The 24,647-nt window shown below is 70.9% G+C and carries 19 protein-coding genes; all 19 read right to left on the bottom strand.

Going from position 1 to position 24,647, the window contains the following annotated elements; translation table 11 throughout:
* Positions 1-16: 16 nt before the first annotated feature.
* Genes rfbC through C8250_RS35905 form a run of 19 tightly spaced genes read right to left on the bottom strand, consistent with a single transcriptional unit; the run spans position 17 to position 24,642 of the window.
* Complete coding sequence (rfbC, locus tag C8250_RS35995; protein WP_138352505.1) at positions 17-568, bottom strand: dTDP-4-dehydrorhamnose 3,5-epimerase; 552 nt, start codon at positions 566-568, stop codon at positions 17-19.
* Positions 565-1,806, bottom strand: a complete 1,242-nt coding sequence (locus C8250_RS35990; RefSeq protein WP_138352504.1) for a polysaccharide pyruvyl transferase family protein — start codon at positions 1,804-1,806, stop codon at positions 565-567. Before C8250_RS35990 ends, rfbC begins: the two co-directional genes overlap by 4 nt.
* The gene (locus C8250_RS35985) at positions 1,803-2,750 is read right to left on the bottom strand and encodes a glycosyltransferase family 2 protein (RefSeq protein ID WP_138352503.1); all 948 of its coding nucleotides are present in this window, start codon (positions 2,748-2,750) and stop codon (positions 1,803-1,805) included. The genes C8250_RS35990 and C8250_RS35985 overlap by 4 nt, the downstream gene beginning before the upstream one ends.
* Positions 2,747-4,054, bottom strand: a complete 1,308-nt coding sequence (locus tag C8250_RS35980) for a hypothetical protein (RefSeq protein ID WP_138352580.1) — start codon at positions 4,052-4,054, stop codon at positions 2,747-2,749. Before C8250_RS35980 ends, C8250_RS35985 begins: the two co-directional genes overlap by 4 nt.
* A 5-nt stretch (positions 4,055-4,059) precedes the next feature.
* Positions 4,060-5,343: a DUF4910 domain-containing protein gene (locus tag C8250_RS35975; RefSeq protein WP_138352502.1), complete on the bottom strand. Its 1,284-nt coding sequence runs from the start codon at positions 5,341-5,343 to the stop codon at positions 4,060-4,062.
* Positions 5,331-6,356, bottom strand: coding sequence for an SDR family oxidoreductase (locus C8250_RS35970; RefSeq protein WP_138352501.1), 1,026 nt, complete (start codon positions 6,354-6,356; stop codon positions 5,331-5,333). Before C8250_RS35970 ends, C8250_RS35975 begins: the two co-directional genes overlap by 13 nt.
* 3 nt (positions 6,357-6,359) lie before the next feature.
* Positions 6,360-7,007, bottom strand: coding sequence for a PIG-L deacetylase family protein (locus C8250_RS35965; RefSeq protein WP_138352500.1), 648 nt, complete (start codon positions 7,005-7,007; stop codon positions 6,360-6,362).
* Entirely contained in the window at positions 7,004-7,831 is an 828-nt protein-coding gene (locus C8250_RS35960; protein ID WP_138352499.1) for a glucose-1-phosphate cytidylyltransferase, read from the bottom strand. Before C8250_RS35960 ends, C8250_RS35965 begins: the two co-directional genes overlap by 4 nt.
* Positions 7,828-9,072, bottom strand: coding sequence for a class I SAM-dependent methyltransferase (locus tag C8250_RS35955; protein WP_138352498.1), 1,245 nt, complete (start codon positions 9,070-9,072; stop codon positions 7,828-7,830). Before C8250_RS35955 ends, C8250_RS35960 begins: the two co-directional genes overlap by 4 nt.
* Entirely contained in the window at positions 9,069-10,310 is a 1,242-nt protein-coding gene (locus tag C8250_RS35950; RefSeq protein WP_138352497.1) for a glycosyltransferase, read from the bottom strand. Before C8250_RS35950 ends, C8250_RS35955 begins: the two co-directional genes overlap by 4 nt.
* Before the next feature lie 2 nt (positions 10,311-10,312).
* The gene (locus tag C8250_RS35945) at positions 10,313-11,554 is read right to left on the bottom strand and encodes an O-antigen ligase domain-containing protein (RefSeq protein WP_138352496.1); all 1,242 of its coding nucleotides are present in this window, start codon (positions 11,552-11,554) and stop codon (positions 10,313-10,315) included.
* Between the two features lies 1 nt (position 11,555).
* Complete coding sequence (locus C8250_RS35940; protein ID WP_138352495.1) at positions 11,556-13,088, bottom strand: right-handed parallel beta-helix repeat-containing protein; 1,533 nt, start codon at positions 13,086-13,088, stop codon at positions 11,556-11,558.
* The gene (locus tag C8250_RS35935) at positions 13,082-15,061 is read right to left on the bottom strand and encodes an alginate lyase family protein (RefSeq protein WP_138352494.1); all 1,980 of its coding nucleotides are present in this window, start codon (positions 15,059-15,061) and stop codon (positions 13,082-13,084) included. The genes C8250_RS35940 and C8250_RS35935 overlap by 7 nt, the downstream gene beginning before the upstream one ends.
* On the bottom strand, positions 15,058-17,238 hold the full coding sequence (locus C8250_RS35930; RefSeq protein WP_138352493.1) for a bi-domain-containing oxidoreductase: 2,181 nt from the start codon (positions 17,236-17,238) through the stop codon (positions 15,058-15,060). Before C8250_RS35930 ends, C8250_RS35935 begins: the two co-directional genes overlap by 4 nt.
* Before the next feature lie 25 nt (positions 17,239-17,263).
* Positions 17,264-19,189 carry an asparagine synthase (glutamine-hydrolyzing) gene (gene asnB / locus C8250_RS35925; RefSeq protein WP_138352492.1) on the bottom strand — a complete coding sequence of 642 codons (1,926 nt, stop codon included), beginning with the start codon at positions 19,187-19,189 and terminating at the stop codon, positions 17,264-17,266.
* 3 nt (positions 19,190-19,192) lie between these two features.
* Positions 19,193-20,710: a Wzz/FepE/Etk N-terminal domain-containing protein gene (locus C8250_RS35920; RefSeq protein WP_138352491.1), complete on the bottom strand. Its 1,518-nt coding sequence runs from the start codon at positions 20,708-20,710 to the stop codon at positions 19,193-19,195.
* Positions 20,707-22,074 (bottom strand): polysaccharide biosynthesis protein, encoded by a 1,368-nt coding sequence (locus C8250_RS35915; RefSeq protein ID WP_138352490.1) that lies wholly within the window; start codon positions 22,072-22,074, stop codon positions 20,707-20,709. The genes C8250_RS35920 and C8250_RS35915 overlap by 4 nt, the downstream gene beginning before the upstream one ends.
* Positions 22,071-23,336 (bottom strand): glycosyltransferase family 4 protein, encoded by a 1,266-nt coding sequence (locus C8250_RS35910; RefSeq protein WP_138352489.1) that lies wholly within the window; start codon positions 23,334-23,336, stop codon positions 22,071-22,073. The genes C8250_RS35915 and C8250_RS35910 overlap by 4 nt, the downstream gene beginning before the upstream one ends.
* A complete protein-coding gene (locus tag C8250_RS35905; RefSeq protein WP_138352488.1) occupies positions 23,326-24,642 on the bottom strand; it encodes a nucleotide sugar dehydrogenase in 1,317 nt (438 codons plus the stop codon). The genes C8250_RS35910 and C8250_RS35905 overlap by 11 nt, the downstream gene beginning before the upstream one ends.
* Positions 24,643-24,647: the final 5 nt, after the last annotated feature.

The following is a 24,647-nucleotide window of genomic DNA, read 5'->3' as shown; positions in this document are numbered from 1 at the left end:
GGTGTCCACGCCGACCTCACTTCTCGCTGTGCTTCAGGACTTCGGCGAGGCTGGGCGCCTCCCGGTCCCGCTGGGACATCGATGTGGCCGGCAGCGGCCAGGGAATGGCGAGCTCCGGGTCGTCGAAGGCGATCGTCACGTCCTCGGCCGGATCGTGCGGGCGGTCGATCCGGTACGAGGTGTCAGCGGTTTCGGTCAGCGCCTGGAAGCCGTGCGCGCACCCCGCCGGGATGTACAGGGTCGTCTGCGTCTCGCCGGACAGCTCGAAGAAGGCTCGGTTGCGATAGGTCGGCGAGTCCGTCCGCAGGTCCACGACGACGTCGAAGATCCTCCCGTACGAGCACCGCACCAGCTTCGCCTCGCCGGCTCCGGAGCGCAGGTGCAGGCCGCGCAGCACGCCCCGGACCGAGCGGGACACGCTGTCCTGGACGAAGGCGTCCGGGTCGAGGCCCACCGAGCGGACCACGTCGGCGTCGAAGGTACGGCAGAAGAAGCCGCGCTCGTCGGCGTACCGCGTCGGCTCGAAGAGGTACGCGCCGGTGATCTCCGGGACTTCGGTCGCCTTCATGGAGCCTTCCTCGAGGTGTGGACGTGGTCGGCCGCAGGGAACAGGGCCGCGGTCAAGGAGTTGAACTGGTGCTCGAGTTGCCGGGCGGCGGCCAGGTTCCGCTCGGTGAGGGTCTGCCGCAGCTCGGCCGATCGCTTCTCCAGCGCCCAGAACTGCTCGAGCAGCCGGTCGGCGTCGACCTCGCGCGCCGGGTGGCAGTACGCGCCGAGACCCATCTCCGTCATGAGCGCGTCACTCTTCGCCGCATAGCAGAGGGCGAGCACCGGCGTGCTGGTCTTCAGCGCGCAGATCAGGTTGTGGTACCTGATCGCCACCACGGTGTCGGCAGCCGCCATCTCCTTCATCAGGTCGGCCAGTGAGGACGGCTCGGCAGCGGTGACCAGCGGCGAGTCCACCGCGTCGAGGATCGCGGCGACCACCGACGCATCGCACTCGTCGCCGGTGAGCAGCCGGACCGACCTGCCCTCCTGGACCAGCGCGCCGACGAACCGGATCGTCCCGTCGAGGTAGCGCCGGTATATCTCCTCGGCCTGGGCGCGGTCGTCGTTGCCGCCGTGGAAGTCCATGACACCGACGCAGACCGGTCCCGGCGGTGCCGACGGGTCCGAGGGCGCGCCGGCCCGCGGCGTCGGCAGGGCGAACGCGAGGTCCGGGTAGACCTCGTCGCGCGCGGTGTCCACGCCCATCGCCCGCATCGCGTCGCGGGACTGCGCGTCCCGGTACGACCGGTATGCGGCCAGCCGCGCCGACCAGCGGACCAGGAGCCGGGTCGGCCGGTTGCCGATCGTCGCGGCGCCGACGCTGACCAGCGCGACCCGGGTGCCGAACAGTCGGCCGCTCGCGCAGAGCAGGAACAGCGAGTACGGGAAGCCCCACGGCCGCAGCGGCAGCGTGGCCTCCAGGACGCCCATGCCCGGCACGATCACCACGTCGTGCCGGCGCACCCAGGCAGCGGTGCGGAAGACGTCGACGAGTTTGCCCAGACCCTTCGCCGCGACCGCGCCCGCGCGCGACGCGGTCCGGTACTCCCCGCGATACCAGTGCAGCCGCGTCGCGGGGATCCCGAACCGGGTCGTCACGGCCTCGGGTCCGCCGCACAGCGCGTCCACGACCGCCTCCGGGTGTTCGGTGCGGAGGTACCCGAGCACGGCTTCGAGCGATCCGTCGTTGCCGAGGTTGCCGGATCCGAGCAGGCCGAACACGCCGACACGCACCGGAGTTTCATCCGTGGACGTCATCTCTGCCTCCCCTCACGGCCGGCGACGACGGCGTCGACGGAGACCGTGAGCAGGGCCGGATCGACCGGAGCGCGGTCCTCGACCCGCTCGCCGGCGCCCGGCCGGACCCGGCTGGTCATCCATGCGGCCAGGTGGCGGTAGCACGAGCGCCGGTCGGCCGCGGACAACGGCGCCCGCCGGATCGCTGAGGCGAAGCCCCAGACGTACTCGGCGAGCAGCCGGGGCGTCGGGTGCAGCAGGCCCGCCCGGCGCGGGTCGAGATTGACGCACCGGGAGCGCTTGGACGGGTTCGCCCGCTCGGCGCGGGTGGGGTGGTCGCGGCGGAAGTACAGGAGTTCCGGCACCTGGTGGAAGCGCCCGTGCAGGGCGATCTCGGCGACGTACGTGCGGTCCGCGTGGTGGTAGCTGTCCATCGGCTTCACCCGGCGCAGCGCGTCGGCCCGGATCACCCCGTAGAAGTCGTCACCGCCGGGCTCGAACAGCATGCTGCGGAAGCGCTCCGGCGCGTGCGGCGAGTCAGTGGCGAGCGTGTACTCGTACGGGACTGTCACCTGACCGTCGCCGTCGATGACCGCCTGGCCGGTGTGCGCGAGGATCACGTCCGGCCGCTCGTCCAGCGCCTGGACGCAGCGCCGCAGCAGGTCGCGGGCGTAAAGGTCGTCGTGCGAGGCCCACTTGAACAGCTCGCCGCGGGACTCGGCGAGCACATGGTTGTGGTTCGGCGTGGCGCCGATGTTCCGCGGCAGCCGGAGGTACCGGATGCGCGAGTCCTGCTCGGTGTACTTGCGGCAGATGTCCTGAGTCCCGTCGGTCGAGGCGTTGTCGCAGATGACCAGCTCGAAGTCCTCGTAGGTCTGGCCGAGCAGGGCGTCGAGCGACTCGGCCAGGTACTCCTCGCCATTGTAGACGGGCAGGCCGATGCTCAGCCTGGGTTGGGCGGTCATGAGGTCCTCACTTCGGGGAGGGGGTGGTTGTGCTCGCGCAGGGCGGACCGCAGTTGCAGCCACCACACGGCCGAGCCGCTGACGGTCGCGGCGGCGACGCCCCAGGCCGAGCCGACCGTGCCGGCCACAGCCGCCCCGCCGAGTCCGCCGCTGACATAGCAGGCGGAGGCGAACAGTTGGCAGCGCAGGCTGCGCCGAGCCGCGCCGAACGCGCGCAGCCCGGCCGCCGCGCCGGTGCCGAGTCCCGCGCCCGCGACGCCGAGGGTGATGGGCACGATGAGCTGCGAGGCGGAGTGCCAGACGTCGCCGAGCACCAGCTCGCCGAACCGGCCAGGCATCAGCAGCAGCGCCGAGCCCCAGATCAGCGCGCCGGCGGCCTGCCCGCCGCCAAGGAGGAGGCAGAATCTGCCCAGTTGATGCGGGGCCCGCCGCAGCACCCGTGCCGCCTCCGGGACGGTGACCAGCGAAAGTCCCATGAGCACTGCCAGGAACGGGCCGAGCAGGAGCTCGGCGCCCCGCACCGCGCCCACCGCGCCGACCCCGACGATCGCGCCGAGCCCGTAGGCCCGCAACTGGCTCGCGCCACTGAGGCTGACGTTCTCGACCAGGTACCGGTAGCCGAGATCACGCTGCTCGCGAAGCCACCCGCGTGCCTCGGTCATCCGGGGCCCGATGCCGGACTGGATGCAGCCGTACCCCGCCGCCACCGTGGCGGACGCGCCCCAGGCGAACACGAAGGCGGCCACACTGCCCACCCGGGCCGCCACCACCAGGGCCGGGACGAGCGCGACACCCCACACGACGTCGTTGACGAACGCCTTCCGCCCGGCGCCGGCGGCGAAGAACGAGAACCGCCAGGCGTCCTGGAGCAGCAGCCCGGGCAACATGACACCAAGGGCGGCGAACGCGGGCCCCAGGCGGCCGCCGAGGCCGAGCCCGGCCACCAGACACACCGCGCCGATGGCCGTACCGACGCCGAGTGCGGTACCCGTCGACCGGGCCACCGCCCCGCGCCAGGACGTGTCCGGCGCGCCGCTGAAGCGCACCACCAGAGGGTCGGTGGCAAGGCCGCGGGAGACGTTGAGCACCACACCGTAGGTCACCCAGGCCAGGCTGAACACGCCGAACGCGGTCACCCCCAGCGAGCGGGCCACGTAGATGCCCACCGCGAAGTTGCTCACGCTGGAGGCCGCCTGGTCGGCCAGTCCCCAGGACAGCCGGCCGACCATGGCCCGCTTGGCGGTCTGCCGGGCGGGTCCGGCCGGGGCCGCCGGTGCCGTCGTCTTCTCCCCCTCGGTGGTCATCGGCTTCATGCCTTGATCAGTTCGGCGCCGCGCAGGGCGTCGGCGGCGGCGGCCACGGTGTCGAACGGAAGCCCGGACCGCTCGGCGACGTCCAGCAGACTGTGCTCGCCGTCGGAGAGGTTGAGCACCCAGAGCATGGCCATCTGGGCCTGCTTGGTGTCGCTGCGGCCGCCGAGCGCGTCGTACAACCCGCGTCGGCCCAGCTGTGGTTCGCCGTAGGGGCTGAGGTTGAGGTACCGCCGGTTGCGGTCGAGGACGGCGAATGCCTCGCGGCAGACCGCGAGGGTGTCCGCCATCGCGTCCGGGGAGACGAAGTCCAGGTTGTCCGCCGAGGTGTGGTACTCGGGGTAGCCGGCGTACGGGGTGCGGGTGAGCGAGCCAACGCCCAGGTTGAAACCGGGCGAGCAGTACTGCCGCTCGTCGTAGCCGTACGGGGTGAACTCGTTGACGTGGTGCGGGCGTTCGGATGCGGCCAGCACGTGCCGCATCACGCGGTCGATCTCCGCGTCGCCGCGCCTGCTCTGCTTGTACGTCAACTGTCCCGGGTCCCCGGCGCAGGCCAGCACTAGGCCGTGCTTGACCCGTTCCACCCGCTCCGCGTTGCGGGCCAGCCAGGTGATCGCCCCGACGGTGCCGGGCGCGTAGATGAACCGGTAGGTGTAGTACGGCGTCTCCTGCGCCAGCGCGCGGGCCAGGAACGTCGCCACGGCGATACCGGCGAGGTTGTCGTTGGCCAGCGACGGGTGACAGGTGTGGCAGGAGACGATGACCTCGTCGGCGACCTGTCCGGGGACCACGTGCTCGGCGTAGGTGAGGTGGCCGTCCGCGAGTGTGGAGTCGATGCGCACCTCGTAATCGCCGTCCGGCAGCGCGTCCAGGGTCTCCTGGGCCAGGCAGAACCCCCATTCCGGCTTGTAGTAGCTGGTGCGGTACGGCACCCAGGACGGTTGGTCCGGCAGGGTGTGCAGGTGTTCGCGCAGCTCGGCCAACGGCATGGTCGCCGACACCGGCACGCTGTAGCCGAGCACGTGCAGGCTGGACGCGGCGAAGTCGACGACACGGTTGCCGGCGGCGTCGGCGACGTACGCGTCCCGGATGTTCCACTCCTGCGGCACCGTCCAGTCGAGCACCTGCGTCCCGGTCGGCACCTCATGCACCTGCAAGGGGATGTACTCCCCGACGATGTCCAGGGTGGCGCGCACACCGTCGCCGGTGATGCTCCGGCACAGCGGGTACAGCCGCTCCACCAGCGTGTACATCTCTTCGGCGGTGTCGGTCATCGGCGCCACCGCAGGGTGTCGTCGACGGTGCCCGCGTCGGACGCCGCGCGCAGCACGGCAAGCCGGGTGAAACGCTGCTCGAAGTCCTCCCGGGTCAGGTCGAACTTCCGGTAGGCCGCGGCGAGTTCGAGTGCACCCCGCTTCACCGTCCACTCGCAGTCGAAGCCGGGTATCGCGGCGCGGAACCGGGAGAAGTCCACCCGGTACGACCGCGGATCGGCACCGTTCTCCCCGGTGATCACCACCTTCGCGCCGGACACCGCCTCGGCGACCTGGTCGGCGATCTCGGCGACCGTGACGTTGTTGATCTCGCTGCCGATGTTGAAGGCCCGGTCGTGCACGGCTTCGCGCGGCGCGGTCAGCGCGGCCGTGAAGGCGCGCGCGATGTCGGCGGCGTGCACCAGCGGGCGCCACGGGGTGCCGTCGGAGAGCACCAACACCTCGCCGGACAGGAGCGCGTGGCCCACCAGGTTGTTCAGCACGATGTCGGCGCGCAGCCGGGGCGAGTAGCCGAAGGCGGTGGCGTTGCGCATGAACACCGGGGTGAAGTCGCCGTCCGCCAGCGCGTGCAGGTCGTCCTCCACCCGCACCTTCGACTCCGCGTACGGCGTCACCGGGCGCAGCGGGGCGTCCTCGGCGACCAGGTCGTCGCCGCCGGAGGCGCCGTAGACCGAGCAGGTCGACGCGTACAGGAAGCGTCGCACTCCGGCGTCGCGGGCCAGCCGCGCGAGGCGGACGGACGCGTGGTGGTTGATGTCGTAGGTGAGTTCCGGCGCCAGCGATCCCAGCGGGTCGTTGGAGAGCGCGGCCAGGTGGATCACGGCGTCCACCCCGGCCACGTGGTCGGCCGTGACGTCGCGCAGGTCCACCCGGTGCCCCGGCGGGTCCGCGGGCGGCGGGCCGAGCACGCAGTCCGCGAACAGACCGGCGTCAAGCCCGACGACCTCGTGTCCGGCGGCGCTGAGGACCGGGGCCATCACGGTGCCCAGGTAGCCCTGGTGGCCGGTCAGTAGTACGCGCAAGGTTCATCCCTCCAGATTGAGCGTGAGTTTGGTGACGGCGAACGCCTCGGCGTAGCGCGCATGGCATTCGATGCCGCGGATCCGCGCAAGACCGATGAAGGCCTCCCGGTCGAACCAGGGCCGGTGCCGTTGCGAGGGGTAGTGCTCCTGCAACAGCCGCACCTTCTGTTCGGCGGTCTCCGGCGACAGCGGCTGGTACGCCGACGGACGGCCGAGATCGCCGTCCCATTTGACGATCTCGTAGCCGAGCACGAGGTGGTCGCGGAATGCGGTGGGTATCAGCTTCGCCAGGCCGCGGTGATCCTGGTGCGCGTCATCGGTACGCGGCGCGAGCACCAGATCCGGCTCGGTCCCCGCGCGCAGCTCCTCGACCGCGGCCTTGGCCTCGTCCCAGTGCACGGGCATTCGGCCGTCCGGCAGCTTGAGCACCGTCAGCCGCAGATCGGCGCCCGGGCAGAAGGCGGCGAGCGCGGCCCGCTCCTCCTGCTCCCGCGCGCCGCCACCGCCGGAGAGCACCAGCGCGTCGACGCGGATACCCGGCCGCGCGAGGCACAGCGTCAGCAGCGTGCCGCCGGCGCCGATGGCGATGTCGTCGCAGTGCGCGCCCACCGCGGCGATCCGGTCCAGGCGCCCGGCCCCGAGCCGGATCACGCCTTCGCTCCGGCGCCGTGCCTGCTGCCGGTCGTGCTCGCCCCGGCGCCGTCCCGTTCCCACACGGCCCACGGGCGGTCGCCCCGGGTGTAGGCGTCGTCGAGCGCGGCCCGCTCCTTCACGGTGTCGGTCGGCTTCCAGAAGCCGCGGTGCTGATGCGCCACCAACCGTCCGCGCTTGGCCAGTTGTCCACATCCGTCGGCGACCAGGTCCCCGTTCTCCGGTATGTGGTCGAAGACCTCCTGGCGGAGTACGAAGTAGCCACCGTTCTCCCACAGCGGCATGTCGCTCACCGCGGTGATGCCCCCCACCAGGCCGTCCTCGCCCAGTTCCACGCAGTGGAACGAGGACTGCGGCGGCACCACCATCATCGACGCACCGGCGTCGCGCCGGGCGAACTGGTCGATCATCTCCGGCAGCGGGGCGTCGGTGAGCACGTCGGCGTAGTTGGCGAGGAACATCTCGTCGCCGTCCAGGTGGCGCCGCACCCGGCGCAGCCGCTCCCCGATCGGCGACTCGATGCCGGTCTGCGCGAACGTGATCGTCCAGTCCGAGATGTCGGTGGACAGCAGCTCGGTCCGCCCGCCCCGCAGCACGAAGTCGTTGGACGTCGTCTCCTCGTAGTTGAGGAAGAAGTCCTTGATGTGGTGCGCCCCGTACCCGAGGCACAGAATGAACTCCGTGTGCCCGAAGTGCGCGTAGTAGCGCATGACGTGCCAGATCAGCGGTCGCGGTCCGACCATCGCCATCGGCTTGGGGACGTCGTCGGAGGTTCCGTTGCGCATGCGCATCCCGTAACCGCCACAGAACAGCACGACCTTCATGACTTGGCCTCGACAATGCTCAGTTCCGGGATGGGAAAGACCAGCCGGCCGCCCCAGTCGTGCACGAAGGAGAGCTGCTCGACCAGCTCGGCCCGCAGGTTCCACGGGAGGACGAGGACGTAGTCCGGTCTGTCGGCGGCTATCTGCTCGGGCGGCAGGATCGGGATGCGGGTGCCCGGGGTGAACCTGCCGTGCTTGTAGGGGTTGCGGTCGACCGTGTACGCGAGCAGGTCGGGCCGGATGCCGCAGTGGTTGAGCAGGGTGTTGCCCTTGCCCGGGGCGCCGTAGCCGACGACCGTCTCGCCGCGCTCGGCCGCCTCGATGAGGAACCGCAGAAGGTCCCGGCGCACCTTGGCCACCCGGGCGGAGAACTCGGCGTACCCGGACAGCTCCTGAAGCCCGGCGGCCTTCTCCCGGTCCAGTACATCGGCCACCTGCTGTGTCGGCTCGCCGGCCACCTCGATGGGCCGGGCCCACAGCCGGATGGAGCCGCCGTGCGTGGGCAGCAACTCGACGTCCACGAGCGCGAGTCCGCCACTCGCAAGGGCCCGGATCGCGGACGCGACCGTGTAGTACTGGAAGTGCTCGTGGTAGATCGTGTCGTACTGGTTGTCCTCGATCAGGGTCAACAGGTGCTGCACCTCGATGGAGACCCAGCCGTCGTCGGCGACCAGGGCGCGCAGCCCCTGGGTGAACCCGACCACGTCGGGTATGTGCGCGTACACGTTGTTGGCCACGACCAGGTCCGCCGGACCGTGTTCGGCGCGGACGGCGGCGCCGGTGTCCGGGCTCAGGAACTCCGTGAGCGTGGGCACACCCGCGTCCCGCGCCGCAGCCCCGACGTTGACCGACGGCTCGATGCCGAGGCAGCGGATCCCCCGGTCCACCACATGCCGCAGCAGGTACCCGTCGTTGCTCGCGACCTCGACCACGAAGGCTTCCTCTTCCGAGGACCCGATACCCACCCGCTGCACGGCATCCGCGACGAACGTGCGCGCGTGCTCAACCCAGGAGGTCGAGTACGAGGAGAAGTACGCGTACTCCTTGAACGTCTCCTCCGGCGTGATCAGCGGAGGGATCTGCGCGAGCCAGCAGTCGGTGCAGACCCGCAAATGCAGCGGGTACGCGGGCTCCGGCAGGTCCAGTTGGTCCGCGGCGAGAAAGCTCTCGCACGGCGGGGTCGCCCCCAGATCGACGACGCTCGCCAGCGACGCCGAGCCGCACAGTCGGCAACGTGTCATTTACTGCCCCCCATTGATTCCATCCCTATCGGCGGCGCGCTGTCCCCGCCGCCGGACCGCACCGCGATCGCGGTGCGGTACCCCTCCACCAGGCGCTCCAGGCCGACGGCCGGGCTGAAGCCCTGCTCGTAACGGCGCCGGGCCGCCTGGCCCATCTCCTGGTTGCGGGCCGGCTCGGCCGCGATCCGGCGTATGCAGGACGCGAGCGAGGCGGGCTCGCCCGGCCGGTGCAGCAGCCCGGTCACCCCGTCCTCGACGAGTTCGACGAAGGCGCCGTGACCGGCGGCGACGGCCGGGACCCCGGCCGCCATCGCCTCCACGACCACCAGGCCGAACGCTTCCAACCACGTCGAGGGAGCCACCACGGCGACCGAACGCGCGATGGCCTGCCGGCACTCCTCCGCGTCATACAGGCCGACGTACCGCACGTCGTCCCGGCCCGCCGCCCAGGCGGTCACCTCTGGCTCCAGCGGCCCCGTGCCGGCGACCACGAGCGGCACGCCCACACCGCCGCCGGCGGCGATCTCGTCCCACGCAGCCATGAGCAACCGCACGCCCTTGGCCTCCGCGAGCCGCCCGAGATAGAGCAGATGCTCGCCGTCGCCCGCTCGGCGGGCGTCCGGGTCCGGCACGAAGTTGTGCTTCACCGCCAGCCGTTCGGCCGGCATGCCGGCCCGCACCAGGACATCGCGCTGCGCAGCGGAGATGCAGAAGAACCGCTCCACGCCGGACCACCACCGCCGCCGGTTGACCGAGAGGCTGACCGCGAGCGGCACCGTCGCAAGCCGGGAGTTCCGGTAGCAGCCGTGCCGTACGGCGGGCAGCGGCGCCGACCCGACGCACTCGGTGCACGGCCGGCCGTCCCGCTGCAGCGTGCCGGGCGGGCAGACCTGGGTGTAGTTGTGCAGCGTGGCGACGACGGGCACACCGGCGTCGGCGCAGGCGGCAAGCACCGCGGGCGACAGGAGCGGGAAGACGTTGTGGACGTGCACCACGTCAGGGCGTGAGGTGCGAAGCCGGGCGGCGAGCTCCGAGCGGACCGCCGGGTTCCACGGCACGAGCAGCGGCAGCGCGACCTTGGCGAGCAGGGACAGGGTGGCGATGTCGTCGCTGCGCCGCTCGAACACCTCGACCCGGTGGCCGGCCTCGCGCAGCAGAGCCACCTCCTGGTCGACGACCTTGTTCTCCCCGCTCGGCTGCGCCGAGGCGTAGCGGTTGTGCAACACGAGGACATGCATGCTCAGATCACCTCCGATCTCTGGGCCCATCGCGGTATGTGCCGTCGAGGGACTTGGGGCGTGGAGCGGGGAGTGACCGCGGCAGGTGCCGCAAGCAGCGAGGCGGCCACGGCCAGATGCAGCAGATACGGCGAGGCGTCGCCAAGCCCGGCCTCGGTGTACGACGCGATCGCGCAGTAGCTGATCAGGAAGATCGCGCAGGCCCTCGACAGCGACGGTGGCCGCAGCAACGCGACGCCGCCGAGCACGATGATGATCGCCGCTACCAGGGTGACGCCGGTCAGACCCTGCTCGTTGTAAACGGCCAGCCAGCTGTTGTCGATCGGCAGGCCGCCGAACGACTTGTCGCCCAGGCCCATGCCGAACCACTGCTCCGAGCTCGTCCGGGGGGCTGCCAGCAGGGCGTCCCAGACCTTGGCCCGACCGGTGAGGTTGGAGAAGTTCTCCTTGTCCTGTCCGCGCAGGAACCACGCCTGCAGCGCGGAGCTGAACCCCACCGCGGTCACCGTGGCGATCACCACCGTCCAGCCGAAGAACCGGCGGGCGGCGGCGCTGGTCAGGACGAGCGAGCCGATCGCCAGCACCAGCCCGATGAGCAGGCCGAGCGTGGCCGTCCGGGTATGGGTCAGCGCGAGCAGGATGAGTGACGGCACGATGACTACCGCCGCGCTGCCCCTGTCGATCCGGTGCCCCAGTACGAGCAGCACGGTGAGCCCGATGATCACTGCGGCGTACTGTCCGATCTGCGGCGGGGTGAGCGGCCACAACGCGCCGACAAGCCGCCCGCCGTAGAGCCCGGGCATGGCCGCTCCCGGTGAGGCGACCAGGCCGACGGCCACCGACCCGAGCACCGCGAAGTAGATCCGGATGTGGTGCCGTACGAACGTCAGGCCGCCGTCCCACCAGCGGCTGAGCAGCCACAGCGTGCCGATGAACAGAGCAAGCCGGGCGCAGCGGAACAGCGCACCCGACCCGGACTCCAGGCTCGCGCTGGAGATCATGCTCGGCACAAGGAGCAGGGTGAGCAGGAACACGAAGGCGCTGGGCCGGATGCGCAGCTGGAGATTACCTGCGAGCGCCAGCGCGAACGCGGCGACCAGCGCGCCCATGGTGACCATCTGGATGAGGGAGCGGGGCAGCGGGATGATGGTCTTCGCTCCGGTGGAGCCGAGCGTGTTGAGGATCAGCAGCCCCCAGACCGTCCCGACGATCTTCGACGTGTGCTCTGTGTGGTCCGGGCTCATCTCAACCACCGCCCTGTGCGCGGAGGGTGCTGCCCGTGTCCTGCTGGTACGGCGTGCCCTGCCACTGCCCGAAGTCGAGCACCCGGCTCGGGTCGTGGGCGACGAACTTCCACGGTCCGATGTAGACGTTGTCGTGCCAGCGGTTGTTCTGCTTGCCGGTGATCGCCTCGGCGACCCGTTCGCCCTGGTACGGCGACCAGTCCGGATAGGTGCCGTAGTTGGCGAGGACCGCCATGCGGTCGCACTTCACCGTGCACTGGACGACGGACGTGTCCAGCACGAAGCGGTTCTCGTGGATGTCCACCCGCTGGGTCTTCCACCGGCAGTCGGCGTAGAGCGGTGCGGTGGCGATCGCCGGCCGTGCGCAGAGGTCGGTCTTCTTCACCAGCAACGTGCAGTCACCGGACGAGGTGTTGGCCGGGCTGTTGCAGAACCGGTCAGCGTTTTCCCACAGGGTGATCCCGGACCAGTTGTTCTCCAGCACGTTCCGGTAGATCTCGATCTTGTCCGTACGGGCTCGGATCCGTGGTTCGCCGCCGGACTCGGACACGTAGACGGTCGCGAACGGGAAGGTGTCGCCGCGGTCGGCGTACTTGCGGCCCTCGACCCAGTTGTTCCGCCGGATCGTGTTCTTCCGGATGACCGCGTTGTAGCTGGTCTCGTAGATCAGCGCGGCACCGTCGTTGGCCTCCAGCACGTTGTCCTCGATGCGGAAGTCGTTGTTGTTGGTGTCCGCCCACAACCCGGGTCCGCGGTTGTCGTGCACCCAGTTGCCGCGTATGTCGGCGCCGTTGACGGCCCAGAACTTGATGCCTCCGGTGCAGCCGCAGCCTTCCTTCCGCCGCTCCCAGTCGCCGGTGTTGTTGCCGACGATCTCGTTGCCCTCGACCACCAGGCCGCTGATGGAGCCACCGGACTTGTACGCGTTCATTCCGTACTGCCCGTTGTTGCGCAGGCAGTTGGCGCGGACCTGCTGGCGGGCACCGGCCATCAGCCCGGCGCCGGAGTTGTACTGGATGGTCGAGTGCTCGATCAGCCATCCGTCGGCCGAGTCGTGGTTGACCACGCCCTCATCCGGCGGCGCGACGAAATTCTGCACGGTCAGGTATTGAACGGTGACGTTGCCGGCGGTACCGCTGAACGCGTACTGGTTGGTCTTGCGGCCGTCGAGCACCGCGCCCGGCGCACCGAGGTAGCGGTTCCCCTGCTTGGGGACGACCTGGGCGTAGCGGTCCGGGTCGAGCTTGTGCGTCCCCGGCCGAAGCCAGAACGTGGTGTTCGGGGGGCTGCTCTTGGTCTTCGCAGCCAGGTCACCGACCACTGCGGGGTCGACCGCGACCGCGCCCGCCGGCGCCTCCGCCGGCCCGGCCGGGGGCTTGGCGCACACCTGGGTCACGGGTTGGGCCACGGACGTGGATGGCGCGGCGGCCGGCTCCGGCCGCGCGCCCGGCGTGCTCTCACAGCCCGTCGCCGCCAGCAGGACCAGTACCAGCGGTGCCGTCGACAGCGCCCGGTGCCGCCTCTTGATCACCACGCGTTCTCCCTCCCGCGGAACGTGAGTACGGTGGTGAACTCCCCCAACAGCGCGGGGCCGTCGGTGAAGCCGGTGCCGACCAGCGTGGTGCTGGGTTCCTTGCGCCCGAAGCCGGTGGAGTACCAGCCCAGCGGCGGGTCGCTCTCGCCGCGATGCGCCCGCCAACTCAGCTGCCCGGACAGGTCGAGCACCGCGGAGCGGTCCTCGCCGTCCCGGTTCCAGGTGAGCACGGCCCGGTTCCCCACCAGGTCCGCGGCGATCGCCGGGCCGAGGTGGAACGCCAGGCGCACGGCCCGGCGCGGGCCGCGCACCTCGTCAACCACCCGCAACTCCATGGTTGCGGCGGTCAGTTCCACCCGGCGGCGGTGCACGGAGCGCTGGTAACCGTCGTGCTCGGCGCTCCAGCGGGCCACACCGCTGGATGTGTCCGCGACCAGGACGCGGCTGCGGGCATGCCGGGTCCACAGGAACGGCCCGCCGGAGACGGACTGGTCACCGTCGTCCAGTTGCAGGGTGTTGTGGCCGAGGGTCGACCGGAAGTACTGCCGCCACTGGGGCTGTCCGTGGTAGCAGTACGTCCCCGGGTCGGCGAGCACGTCAACCCCGTCGTGCCGGACCTCCACGGACAGCGCGTCCGCGTGGCCATGCGCGGCGATGGACAGGAACCCGTGCGGACCGCCGTCGCAGCGGCACCAGATCTCCTCCGGACCGCGCAGGATGGTGAGCCCCGCGTCGGCGAAGTGGGCCGGTCGGCTTGGCGGGCGGGTCACGGCCGGTGTGGTTCCCATTTCCGCGTACGGCCGGATGAGCGCGGCAAGGAGCTGGGTGCGCACATCGGTGTCGGACACCGTCGGCCACCAGTCGAGTCGGCCGAACACGGCGTCCCCGGTGGCAAGGAGCGAGGCCCAGCGGTCGGTGCCCGCGCCGTCCACGACCAGACCGTACCCGTCGTCCGCGTCCCCCTGGCGCGGCGGCCGCAGCCGGCCGTCCACGACGGCCGCGAGCGCGTCGGTCATCCGCAGCAGCACCAGCCGGATCGACGCGGGGACGGGCACGTCGGCGGCATCCGCCTCGGCCACCGCGGCCATGCCGAGTTCAAGGACGAGTCCGTGATACTCGGTGGCCAACTCGCGGTTGAGGCCGGAGGGGAAGGTGTTGCTTCGCAGCTGCCGCTCCAGCGACCGCAGCGCGTCGGCTCGCCAGCGCGCCGATGAGGGGAACCACCCGAATGCGCAGGCCCCGGCGAACTGCCCGGCGGTCTCGGCGATGACGTGGTTGTTCGCCGAGGACCCCCGACTGGGGAAGGCGGCCAGCCAGCGCTGGTGGTGCCAGATCTGGTTCAGCGCAACCGGGTTGCGCTCGAAAAGACCGGCCGCGCCCGGCCAGCCGTCGAGCAGCCGGCGGATCCACACCCAGGACAACAGCCGGATCCCCAGCTCGATGCCGCTGATCCAGTGCACGCCACGCAGCGGTGGGTTGGCCGTCCACCAGGACCGCAGGTGCTCGGCCACTCGCTCGGCGTACCGCTCGTTCCCGGTGATCGCGTAGGCGGCGGCGAGCACGGTGAGGTACTGGTGCCGGGACAGCTCCCAGATCTGCTTGATGTCCCCGACCGCGTCCTCGTTCCGGTACGGCACGTCGAAGGCGTAACCGGACGGAGCCCGTCGCCCGGTCTTCGGGTCGTACGACCAGTCCGGGTCGGCCAGGTCGTCGCGGTCCACCCCGAAGTACTCGGCGTGCCCGTCCATCAGCCGGTCCGCCTCGGCGATGAGACGTTTCGCGGCGTCCGGTGGCACTGCGGCGATCGTCCCGGCGGGCAGTACCGCGGTGAACCGGGCGCCGGTCACGCTCGGGCAGTCCGGCAGCGCCGACCGCCACCGCCGCCTGCGCACCGCGTCGCCCGCCCGGCCGCCGACCTCTCGCGGTCCCATCCGGGACAACCGCCGCAGGTACCAGCCCGCGCTCATGGTCATCGGGCCCTCGCCAACGTCACCGGCGCGCCGCCGACCAGGCTGGCCCGCACGGCGAGGGTGGCCGCCGTGGTGGCGACCAGCGACTCCAGCGGCACCGGCATCGGCCCGCCGGTCCGCACGGCCTTGATGAACGCGGCCAGCTCGGCGGACTGGCCCTTGTCCCGGGCCTTGGGCAGCCGCGAACTGACCCACCGCTTACGGCCGTATACCGAGGCACGGACGAAGTCGTCGAGCCGCAGCACCTTGCCGTCCGCGATCAGGTCCAGCGTCTCCTTGGGGAAGCCGGGCGGGCCGGTGGTGATGTAGCTGATGGTGGCGGTGGACCCGTCCGGGTAGCGCAGCACGACCTGCAGGTCCTCGTTACCGGACGTGGCGACCGCGTACACCGAGACCGGGTCGGCCGCGAGCAGCCAGCTCGCCGTGTCGATGAAGTGCCCGCCCTCACCGGCGAACCGCGAGCCCTCGGCGCCCTGTTGGAGGTACCAGCTGCCGTGCTGCAGCCGACCTGCGTTGACCAGGTAGCGGAGGCTCGCAGGACCGGTCCTGGCGCCGAACCGATTGCTGGCCTCCTGCAGCAGCGGCGCGAACCGGCGGTTGAAGCCCACCTGCAGCCGGTCGTTGCCGGACTCCTCCACCGCCGCGAGCACGCCTGCCAGCTCGTCCTCGGTGAGGGCCAGGGGCTTCTCGACGAACACCGCCTTGCCTGCCAGCAGTGCCCTTCGGGTCAGTTCGGCGTGCGAGCTGTGCCGGGTGACCACGAAGACCGCGTCGATGGACGGGTCGCCGAGCACGGCGTCGAGATCGGTGGTCGCCTCGGCGAAGCCGAACTTCCGCTGCGCGTTGGCCGCGGACAGCGCCGTCGTGGTGACGACCGTGGACAACTCGACGCCGTCGCGCTGTGCCAGGTGCGGCAGCAGCATCGACGTCGCGTAGTTTCCCGCGCCGACGAACGCAAGGCGCACCTGCGCCTTGGGTGACCCGGCCGTGGTGGGCGCCTTGTCGCTGCGTCGCACCGCGGGCACGGTCACCGCCGGGGCCTGCGCTTCCTCCTTCTGTTCGGGGTACCGGAACAGCACGGCCACGGCCTTCAGGTCGCCGTCCTTCAGGCGCTGGTACGTCTCGACGGCGTCATCGAAGTCGGAGATGTGGGAGACCAGGGGCTCCACGTCGACGCGGCCGCGGGCGAGGAGATCGAGGAAGGACGCCAGGTTGCGGCGCTCGGTCCAGCGCACGTAGCCGATCGGGTAGTCGCGCCCCTCCAGCTCGTACTCCGGGTCGTAGCGCCCGGGGCCGTAACTGCGGGAGAACCGGACGTCGAGCTCTTTCTCGTAGTACGCGTTCCACGGAAGGTCAAGGCGGCACTTGCCGATGTCGACGACCCGGCCGCGGTCCCGGCTCAACCGGGCGGCCAACTCGACGGGTTGGTTGGTACCGCCGCCGGCGGCCAGGTACACCTGGTCCACGCCGTGCCCGTCGGTGAGCTCGACAACGGCGGCTTCCACGGCCGCGGACGAGGGATCGCCGCAGGCCGCGGCGCCCAGGCGCTCGGCGAGCTCGCAGCGCACCGGGTCGGGGTCGACGCCGACGACGCGGACTCCCGAGGCGGTGAGCAACTGCACCACCAACTGCCCGATCAGCCCGAGGCCGATGACCAGCGCCACGTCGCCGAGCTGTGGCTCGCCGCGGCGGACGCCCTGCATCGCGATAGACCCGACCGTGCCGAAGGCCGCGTGCCGTGGCGAGAGGCCGTCCGGCACCCGGGCGTAGAGGTTCTTCGGCACCCAGTTCAGCTCGGCGTGCAGCGCGTGTTCATTGCCTGCGCAGGCCACGAGGTCGCCGACCTTCACATCGTCGATCCCGGTGCCGACCTCCTCGACCACCCCGCACAGCGAGTAGCCCAACGGTGTGTAGGAGTCCAGCTTGCCCATCACCTTGCGGTAGGTGGCCGGCACCCCGTTGGTGGCCACGCTCTGCATCACCTTGGCCACCTGGTCGGGACGGGAGCGGGCCTTGCCCACCATCGACAGGCCGGCCTCGGACACCTTCATCAGCTCGGTCCCGGTGGATATCAGCGAGTACGCGCTGCGGACCAGCACACCGCCCGGCTTGCACCCCGGCACCGGTACGTCGAGCAGCGCCAACTCGCCGCTCTTGTAGTTCTGCACAACCTGCTTCACCCGAACTCCTTTTGTTTCTACGCCGTCAGGGGTGGGTCCGGCCGGAGCCGGAGGTCGCGCCGCGATACCAGTACTCGAGGGTCAGCACATGCCACAGATGCTTGGAGAAGTCCCGCTGCCCGGCGGCGTCCTCGGCGACCATCCGCGCCAGCGCGTCGCGGCGCAGGATCCCGGAATTGACGAGCACGCCGTCGTTCACCACCTCGCGCACCAGCGGTGCCAGATCCCGGCTCATCCAGGCCCGCAGCGGGGCGCTGAACAGGCCCTTGGGCCGGTATGCGATCTCCCGGGGCAGGATCGAGGTGGCCGCCTCCTTGAGGACGGCCTTGCCCTGCCGGCCGACGATCTTGCGATCGCCGGGCACGGCGAACGCCGCCTTGACCACCTCGACGTCCACGTACGGCACCCGCACCTCGGTCGACGCGGCCATGCTGGAGCGGTCCGTGTAGGCGAGGTTCAGGCCCGGCAGGAACATCCGGGCGTCGCCCAGGCACATGCGATTGACGAAGTCGTCGAGTTCGTTGTCCTGGTAGATGTCCGCGTGCTCGGTCAGCACGTCATCGACCGTCCCGGCCAGGTCCGGATTGACCAGGGCGAGCAGTTCGTCCTGGTCGTACATGGTGTAGCTGCGCCGGAACGCGGTCTCCTCCGGCAGATCGGCGAAGGAGAGGAACCGCTTCGCGAAGCGCACCGACCGGTACCCCCGGCGGGCCGTGGCGACCGGCAGCCGGTCCACGGCCCTGGACAGGCCGCGCCGCAGGGGCCGCGGGACGCGCTGGTAGCGCAGCGCGAGCAGGTTGGCCAGGTGCTTGCGGTACCCGGCGAACAGCTCGTCGGCACCCATCCCCGAGAGCATCACCTTGACCCCGGCCTCCCGGGCGGCCTCGCAGATCAGGAACGTGTTGATCGCGGCGGGGTCGCCGATCGGCTCGTCCAGGTGGTACGTCATCTGCGGCAGCAGGTCCAGCACGTTCGGAGCGATCTCGATCTCGTGCAGGTCGACGCCGAACCGCTCGGCCACCTGCCGGGCATAGCGAAGGTCGTCCGGCATCGCCTCGAACTTGGCGTCCTCGGCGCGGAACCCGATCGTGTAGGCGGAGATCCCGGGTTGGTCGCGGGCCGCCAGGGCGGTGAGGTAGCTGGAGTCGAGACCGCCGGAGAGGAAGGTCGCCACGGGTACGTCGGAGAGCAGGTGGCGTCGAGTCGACTCCTCGACGATGGCAGCGATATCCGGCCGCTCGCCGCTGCGGGCCCGCTCCTGGCCCTCGGCGGCGACGTCCCGCAGGTTCCAGTACTGGCCGCGCTCCACCCGGCCGTCGGGCCGGCACCGCAGCCAGCTCCCCGGCGGCAGCTTCTCCGCTTCGCGGAACGCGCAGCGTGAGTCCGGCACCCAGTAGTACAGCAGCGAGGCCACCAGCGCCGCATCGTCCACCTGCAGCGACCCGCCGGTGGCGGCGGCGAGCGCCTTGAGCTCGGAGGCGAACACCAGGCCCGCACCGCGCCGGAGCAGGAACAGCGGCTTGATGCCGAGTTGGTCGCGGGCGAGCACGAGGTCACCGGTTCGCTCGTCGAAGATCCCGAACGCGAACATGCCGCGCAGCCGGGGCAGGCAGTCCGTGCCCCAGCGCCGCCAGGCCTCCAGCAGCACCTCGGTGTCGGAGGTACCGCGGAAGCGCACCCCCGCGGCTGCCAGTTCGCCGCGCAGCTCGGGCGCGTTGTACAGCTCGCCGTTGTACGTCAGGACGAGGCCGTCCGAGACCATCGGCTGGGCGCCGGTCTCGGACAGGTCGATGATGGCCAGCCGGCGGTGCCCCAGGTGCACTTCGCCGTCACCGACGGGGTGGCCGTACCGGCCCGCCCCGTCAGGACCGCGGTGGGCGAGGGTATCGGTGAGCCGGTCGGTCACGACCTTCCCGTCCGGCCATCGGTACGTGCCTGCTATGCCGCACATGTATTACCGTGCCTCCTGATCGCTGTCCGGGACTCGTACGGCCCATGACGGCCGCTCCGTCAGCAGTCGGCCCGGCGCGTTCTGCCGGGCCAGCCGCTCGTTGTGACCGCGCAGCGCGGTGTGCAGCCCGTCCCACAGGGTGCCGTCGGTCCTGTCCCGCGGATCGGGGTCGATCAGCACCACACCGATCACCGGAATGAGCAGGTCCGCGAGTTGCCGCGCCACGGTGTGCAGCCATGCGGTGCTGCCGTGCCCGGCACGCACGACGAGCACGGTCTGGGTACCGAGGTCCGGGAGGCCGGTCCACGCCGTGCCGGGGGCCACCGAGCCGACACCGAGTCGGCGCTCCTGATGGGACACGGCCGCGGCACCCTCGCCGCTGACCACGGTCGGGTCTCCCGGCTTCGGGCGGCGGCCTGCGAGCTGCGAGCCGGGCAGACCATCGATGATGACCACTGGCCCCTCCGCCATCAGTGCCTCGGCGAGGTCCAGGGCGATCACGCTCGTGCTGCGCGCACAGCCCAGTTCCAGCAGCGACACCGGTTCCGCGGAGCCGCGCACGGTGCGGGCCAGGGTCGCGGTGAGCCGTTCGCGGGCCGCCCGGGTCCGTCGGCGCTGCCACCGCCTGCCCGACCGGCGGGGCAGCTCCGCGATGACCGAGGCGCCCAGGTTCGCCGCGATGTCCCGGCGCAGCACGGGGCGGTCCGCCACCACCGTGCCGACCGCGGCCACCGCGAGCCCGAGGACGAGCCCTAGGACGAGCCCGATCGCGGCGTTGGTGGCAGCGGCCCTGGGCAGGGAGTGCTGCACCGCGCGCGGGGCGTCCACGATCTGTGTGCCGGCGACGAGCTGGGGCGTGCCGATGCGCGCCTCCGCGGCGCGCTGGCCGAAATCGGTGATCCGCGAGGTGAGCTCGGCCCGGCGGGCGAAGAGCGACTCCAGGTCCGCCGACGCTGTCGGCCCACTCCCCGGCCGTCCGTTTCCGATCGACTTGTTGACCTTGGCGAGTTCGTCCCGCATGCGGTCACGCTGGTCGAGCAGAGCCTTGGACTCGGCGTTCGCGGCTTCCTGAATCCGTCTCACATGGTCCGAGACGAACGCGTCGGCCAGCGCCTTGGCGCGGGCCACCGCTTCCGCGTCGGTGTCACCTGTCACATTGATCTGCAGCAGGTTGTTGGTCAGGCCGACACCCGCGTAGTCCGGCATGAAGTCCTCTGGTTTTTCAGGGGAGCCGAGGGACTGCAGGGCCATACCGGCGATTCGCGTGGTTTGCAGCAGCGCGACGTCGGTGCGGATCAGCGTTCCGGGGTCGTTCGGCTGGTCCTGCTGATGCGCGACCAGCACCTTGGTCACCGCGGCCGGCGGCGGCGGCCGCAGGACCGCCACCGCCGCGCCGAGCAGCAGTCCCAGGAGCGCCAGGGAGCACCAGAGGCGGCGGCGCCTGCGCACCGCCACCACCAGTCCCTGCAGGTCAAGGAGCGGAGTGGCTGCCGACGACTCCGAAGTCGTGCTCGTCGTCACACCGAACCTCCCGTCGCGTGACTGTGAACCGCGAGCGCCGCAGTGGCGTTGTCCGGAGGATGGTCGGCGGATCGCGTCGGACTGGCCCGGACCGTGCCGGCGACGACGATGCCGACAACCTCATGCCTGCCGTCCGCACACGCCTCGGCGATGCCGGCGAGCTCCTCAGCGGTCCAGCTGCCCGCGCTGAGCACGACCAGGGCACCGGACTCGGTGTCGCGGTCCGGCACTGTCGGCCGGTCCACCGAGACCTCCACCACCCGCAGCTGCGGATCGTCCTGGGCCTCGGCGACGAGCTGCCCGGCGGCCCGGCGGGCGATCTCGTCGCCGTCCGGTACGACGACCAGCAGCCGCCGGGGGGCCGGCAGCTGGTCCCGGAGGCGAGCGCACACCCGCCGGTAGCGGATCCGCGAGCCGGCCTCGTCGCCGGACCTCGGCGGGGTCGGTATGTCCCACCGGGTGTCGACGCCGAGGAGTCGGCGGATCCGGGCTCGCGGGCCACGACCTGCTGGCTGGTGCGCGCGCCGTTCATCAGGCACGTCGACGGTGCCGAGGAGCGCCGAGCCCAGCGCCGCGGCGATCTGCGGTTCGGTGCGCAGTCGGCGATTCACCCGTGCGGCGACGAGATGGCCGATGACCGCGAGCAGGAAGAACAGCAGCGCCCCGCCGACGATGAGCTGCATCCTCGTCGGCGGCGCCTCACCGGTCGGCCGGGCCGCCGGCCCCATGACGACCATGCCGGCCTTGTTGGTCGCCGGGTCGGCCTGGTCCAGCTTCGTCATGGCCTCCTCCAGCGAAGTGCGCAACTTCTCGAGGTCGGTGCGGGCCTGCACGCTCTCCACGGTCTGCCCCGGATCTGCCGCATTGGCCAGGTCGGTGATGCGGCGGTTGGTCTCCACCACGTTCTGCCGCAGGGCCTCAGTCCCGGTAGCCGCGTCGGGGTCGGTGCTGCCGCCTGCGATCCGCGCGGCGAATTTGACGAATTGCTGGGCCATCCGGTCGGAGAGCTGCTGCGCGTGCTCCGGGGTGTCGGCCGTTCCCGAGATCTTGATGATGTTCCCGTCGGCGGCCTTGGCGCTCACTCGATCCCGCAGCTCGGTGCCGCTGACCTTGGTCCAGTCGAGAGCGGCGGCCGCGCGGTCGACCACCACCGAACTGGTCGCGATATCCACCTGAGTCAGGAGCTCGCGCTCTTCCCACTGCCCTGGCAGCAGTACCGATGCCGACGTCGTGTACCGCGGCGGGAACAGCACCGAGGTGCCGTAGCCGACGAGCGCGCCCACCAGGGCGAGGACGGCGAGAAGCCGCCACCGTCGACTGAGAATCCACCCGATCGTGACCAGGCGGATCGTGTCATCGCTCAACGGTGCTGCCTCTTCCCTGTGCGGACCGGGTCGCCCGCCGACACCGGGGTGTGGTCACGGCACGCAGCGGCGTAGGCGGCGAGCAGCGACGCTTGCGAGTTCCGCCAGGAAAGCTGTCCGCTGATCCGCTCCTGGCCGATCTTGCCCATCTGGGCCCGCTTCTCCGGATCGTCAAGGAGCAGCGCGATGAGCTTGGCGAATTCGGCCTCGTCATTGGCGGGCGCGTAGAGGGCGGCGTCGCCGGCGGAGACCCGCGCCTCCCGGAGGTCGAACGAGATGATCGGCCGGCCCATCGCCATGTACTCCAGGACCTTGTTCATGGTCGACACGTCGTTGAGCGGATTGCGCGGGTCGGGAGAGAGGCACACGTCCGCGGTGGACAGGTAGCGCACCAGGTCGGCGTCCGGAATGCGCCCGGTGAACTCCACCTGATCGGACAGCCCGAGCTGCCGGGACAGCTCCACCATCGCGTCGAAGGCGTCGCCGGAACCGACGAACACGGCGTGCCAGTCGGTCCGCCCGAGCTCGTCGCGCAGCTTCGCGAGGGCCCGCAAGGCGTAGTCGACGCCGTCCTGCGGGCCCATGACGCCGAGGTAGCACAGCAAATGGGGCTTGCCGTTCTTCAACTCCGGCTCGGGCGGCACCGGTTGGAACCGGTCGGTCTGGGGCGCGCTGCGCACCACGAAGACGTCCGCCGGTTGGCGGCCGCCACGGCGCAGTGCCACGTCCCGGTAGCTCTCGTTCGTGGCGAGCACGACGTCCGCGGCCCGGTAGGTCCGCCGTTCCAGCGCGCACACGGCGCGGTAGAGCAGATCCTCGCCGCGGTCGAACCGGGAAAGGTACAGCTCCGGTACCAGGTCGTGCTGGTCGAAGACGAACCGTGCCCCGCGCCGCTTCAGCCACAGTGCCGGCAGGAACAGCAGGTCGGGCGGGTTGCAGGCGTGGACCACGTCGACCGGGCCGACCTTGCGGGCCAGCCGGAACGTGTGCCACAACGCCGATCCGTACTCCCGCAGGTAGCCTGCCGGCCCTCCGGTGGCCGCGCGCAACGGGTAGCGGTGGATCCGCACCCCGTCGATCTCCGCCTCCGCCTCGGTGTCCCGCTTTGTCCCTTGGGGGCAGATGACGTGCACCGTCCAGCCCGCGTCGCGCAGCGTCGTGCACTCCTGCCACACCCGCCGGTCGAACGGCACCGACAGGTTCTCCACCAGGATCAGCGCGCGACCGGCCGTCCCGTCGCCGCTGACCGCGTCACCAAGCAAGGCCCACGTACCCCGGTTCGGCCCGGCGCACGTCGGCGTCGGGAAGGTGGATGAGGTCGATGAGCACCGGTCCTTCGCCATGGGGCAGCGCCGAAAGCACGTCCGGATCCCTGGTTCCGATCAGGCACACCTCGGCGTGCTCCATCACCTCGCCGACGGAGCCCGCGAGCAGCTGTGCGAGGTGCGGCAGCCGGGTCTCGATGTACTCGCGGTTCGCGCCGAGCAGCCGGGAGAGGTTCACGTTGGGGTCGTAGATCCGCAGGTCGTAACCCTTGCCGAAGAGTCTCTCCGCCAGCTCGACGAGCGGGCTCTCGCGGAGGTCGTCGGTGCCGGGTTTGAAGGAAAGACCGAACAGGCCCACCCGACGCTTGCCGGTGCGCTCGACGAGCTCCACCGCGCGCTGCAGATGGTCGGAGTTGGAGGGCAGTACGTGGGCGAGGATGGGCACCGAGACGTCGGCCCGCCGTGCGGCGTGGACCAGGCTGCGCAGGTCCTTGGGCAGGCAGGAGCCACCGAAGGCGAAGCCGGGTCGCAGGTAGGCGGGGCTGATGTTCAGCTTGCGGTCGGCCAGGAACACGTCTATCACCTGGTGCGAGTCCACCCCGAGCGCCTGGCACACCGCGCCCAGCTCGTTCGCGAAGCCGATCTTCAGTCCGTGGAACGCGTTGTCCGCGTACTTGATCGCCTCGGCCGTCGGGATCGGCACCCGGAACACCTCGCCGGGCACTCCGTCGTACAGCGCCGCCACCACGTCGCCACTTGCCGGGTCGAGTTCGCCGATGACGGTCTTGGGCGGGTCGAAGAAGTCCCGCACGCTCGTGCCCTCGCGCAGGAACTCCGGGTTGACCGCGACCCCGAAGTCCACCCCGGCCGTGCCGCCGACGTACTTCTCCAGGATCGGCACCAGCAGGTTCAGGCAGGTGCCCGGGAGCATGGTGCTGCGGAACACGACGGTCTGCCGCCCACCCCGCTCGGCCACCGCAGCACCGATCTGCTCGGTGACCCGCTCCAAGTACGTGGTGCACAGGCTGCCGTTGGGCTCCGACGGCGTGCCCACGCAGATCAGCGACACCTCGCTGCCCATGATCGCCTCGCGGACGTCGCCGGTGGCGTGTAAAGCTCCGGTCCGCACGGCCTCGGCGATGAGCTCGCCGATCCGCTCCTCGACCACCGGGGCCTTGCCGTCGTTGACCAGGTCGACCTTCACCTGGCTCACGTCCACCCCGATGACCTCGTGACCCAGGCTGGCCAGGCACGCGGCCGACACGCAGCCCACGTAGCCGAGCCCAAAGACGCTTACTCTCATGTCCC

The sequence above is a fragment of the Streptomyces sp. So13.3 genome, from assembly GCF_005860785.2.
Classification (GTDB): domain Bacteria; phylum Actinomycetota; class Actinomycetes; order Streptomycetales; family Streptomycetaceae; genus Actinacidiphila; species Actinacidiphila fildesensis.
The sequence above is the reverse complement of the archived record's forward strand: the minus strand, read 5'-3'. Positions and strand labels throughout refer to the sequence as shown.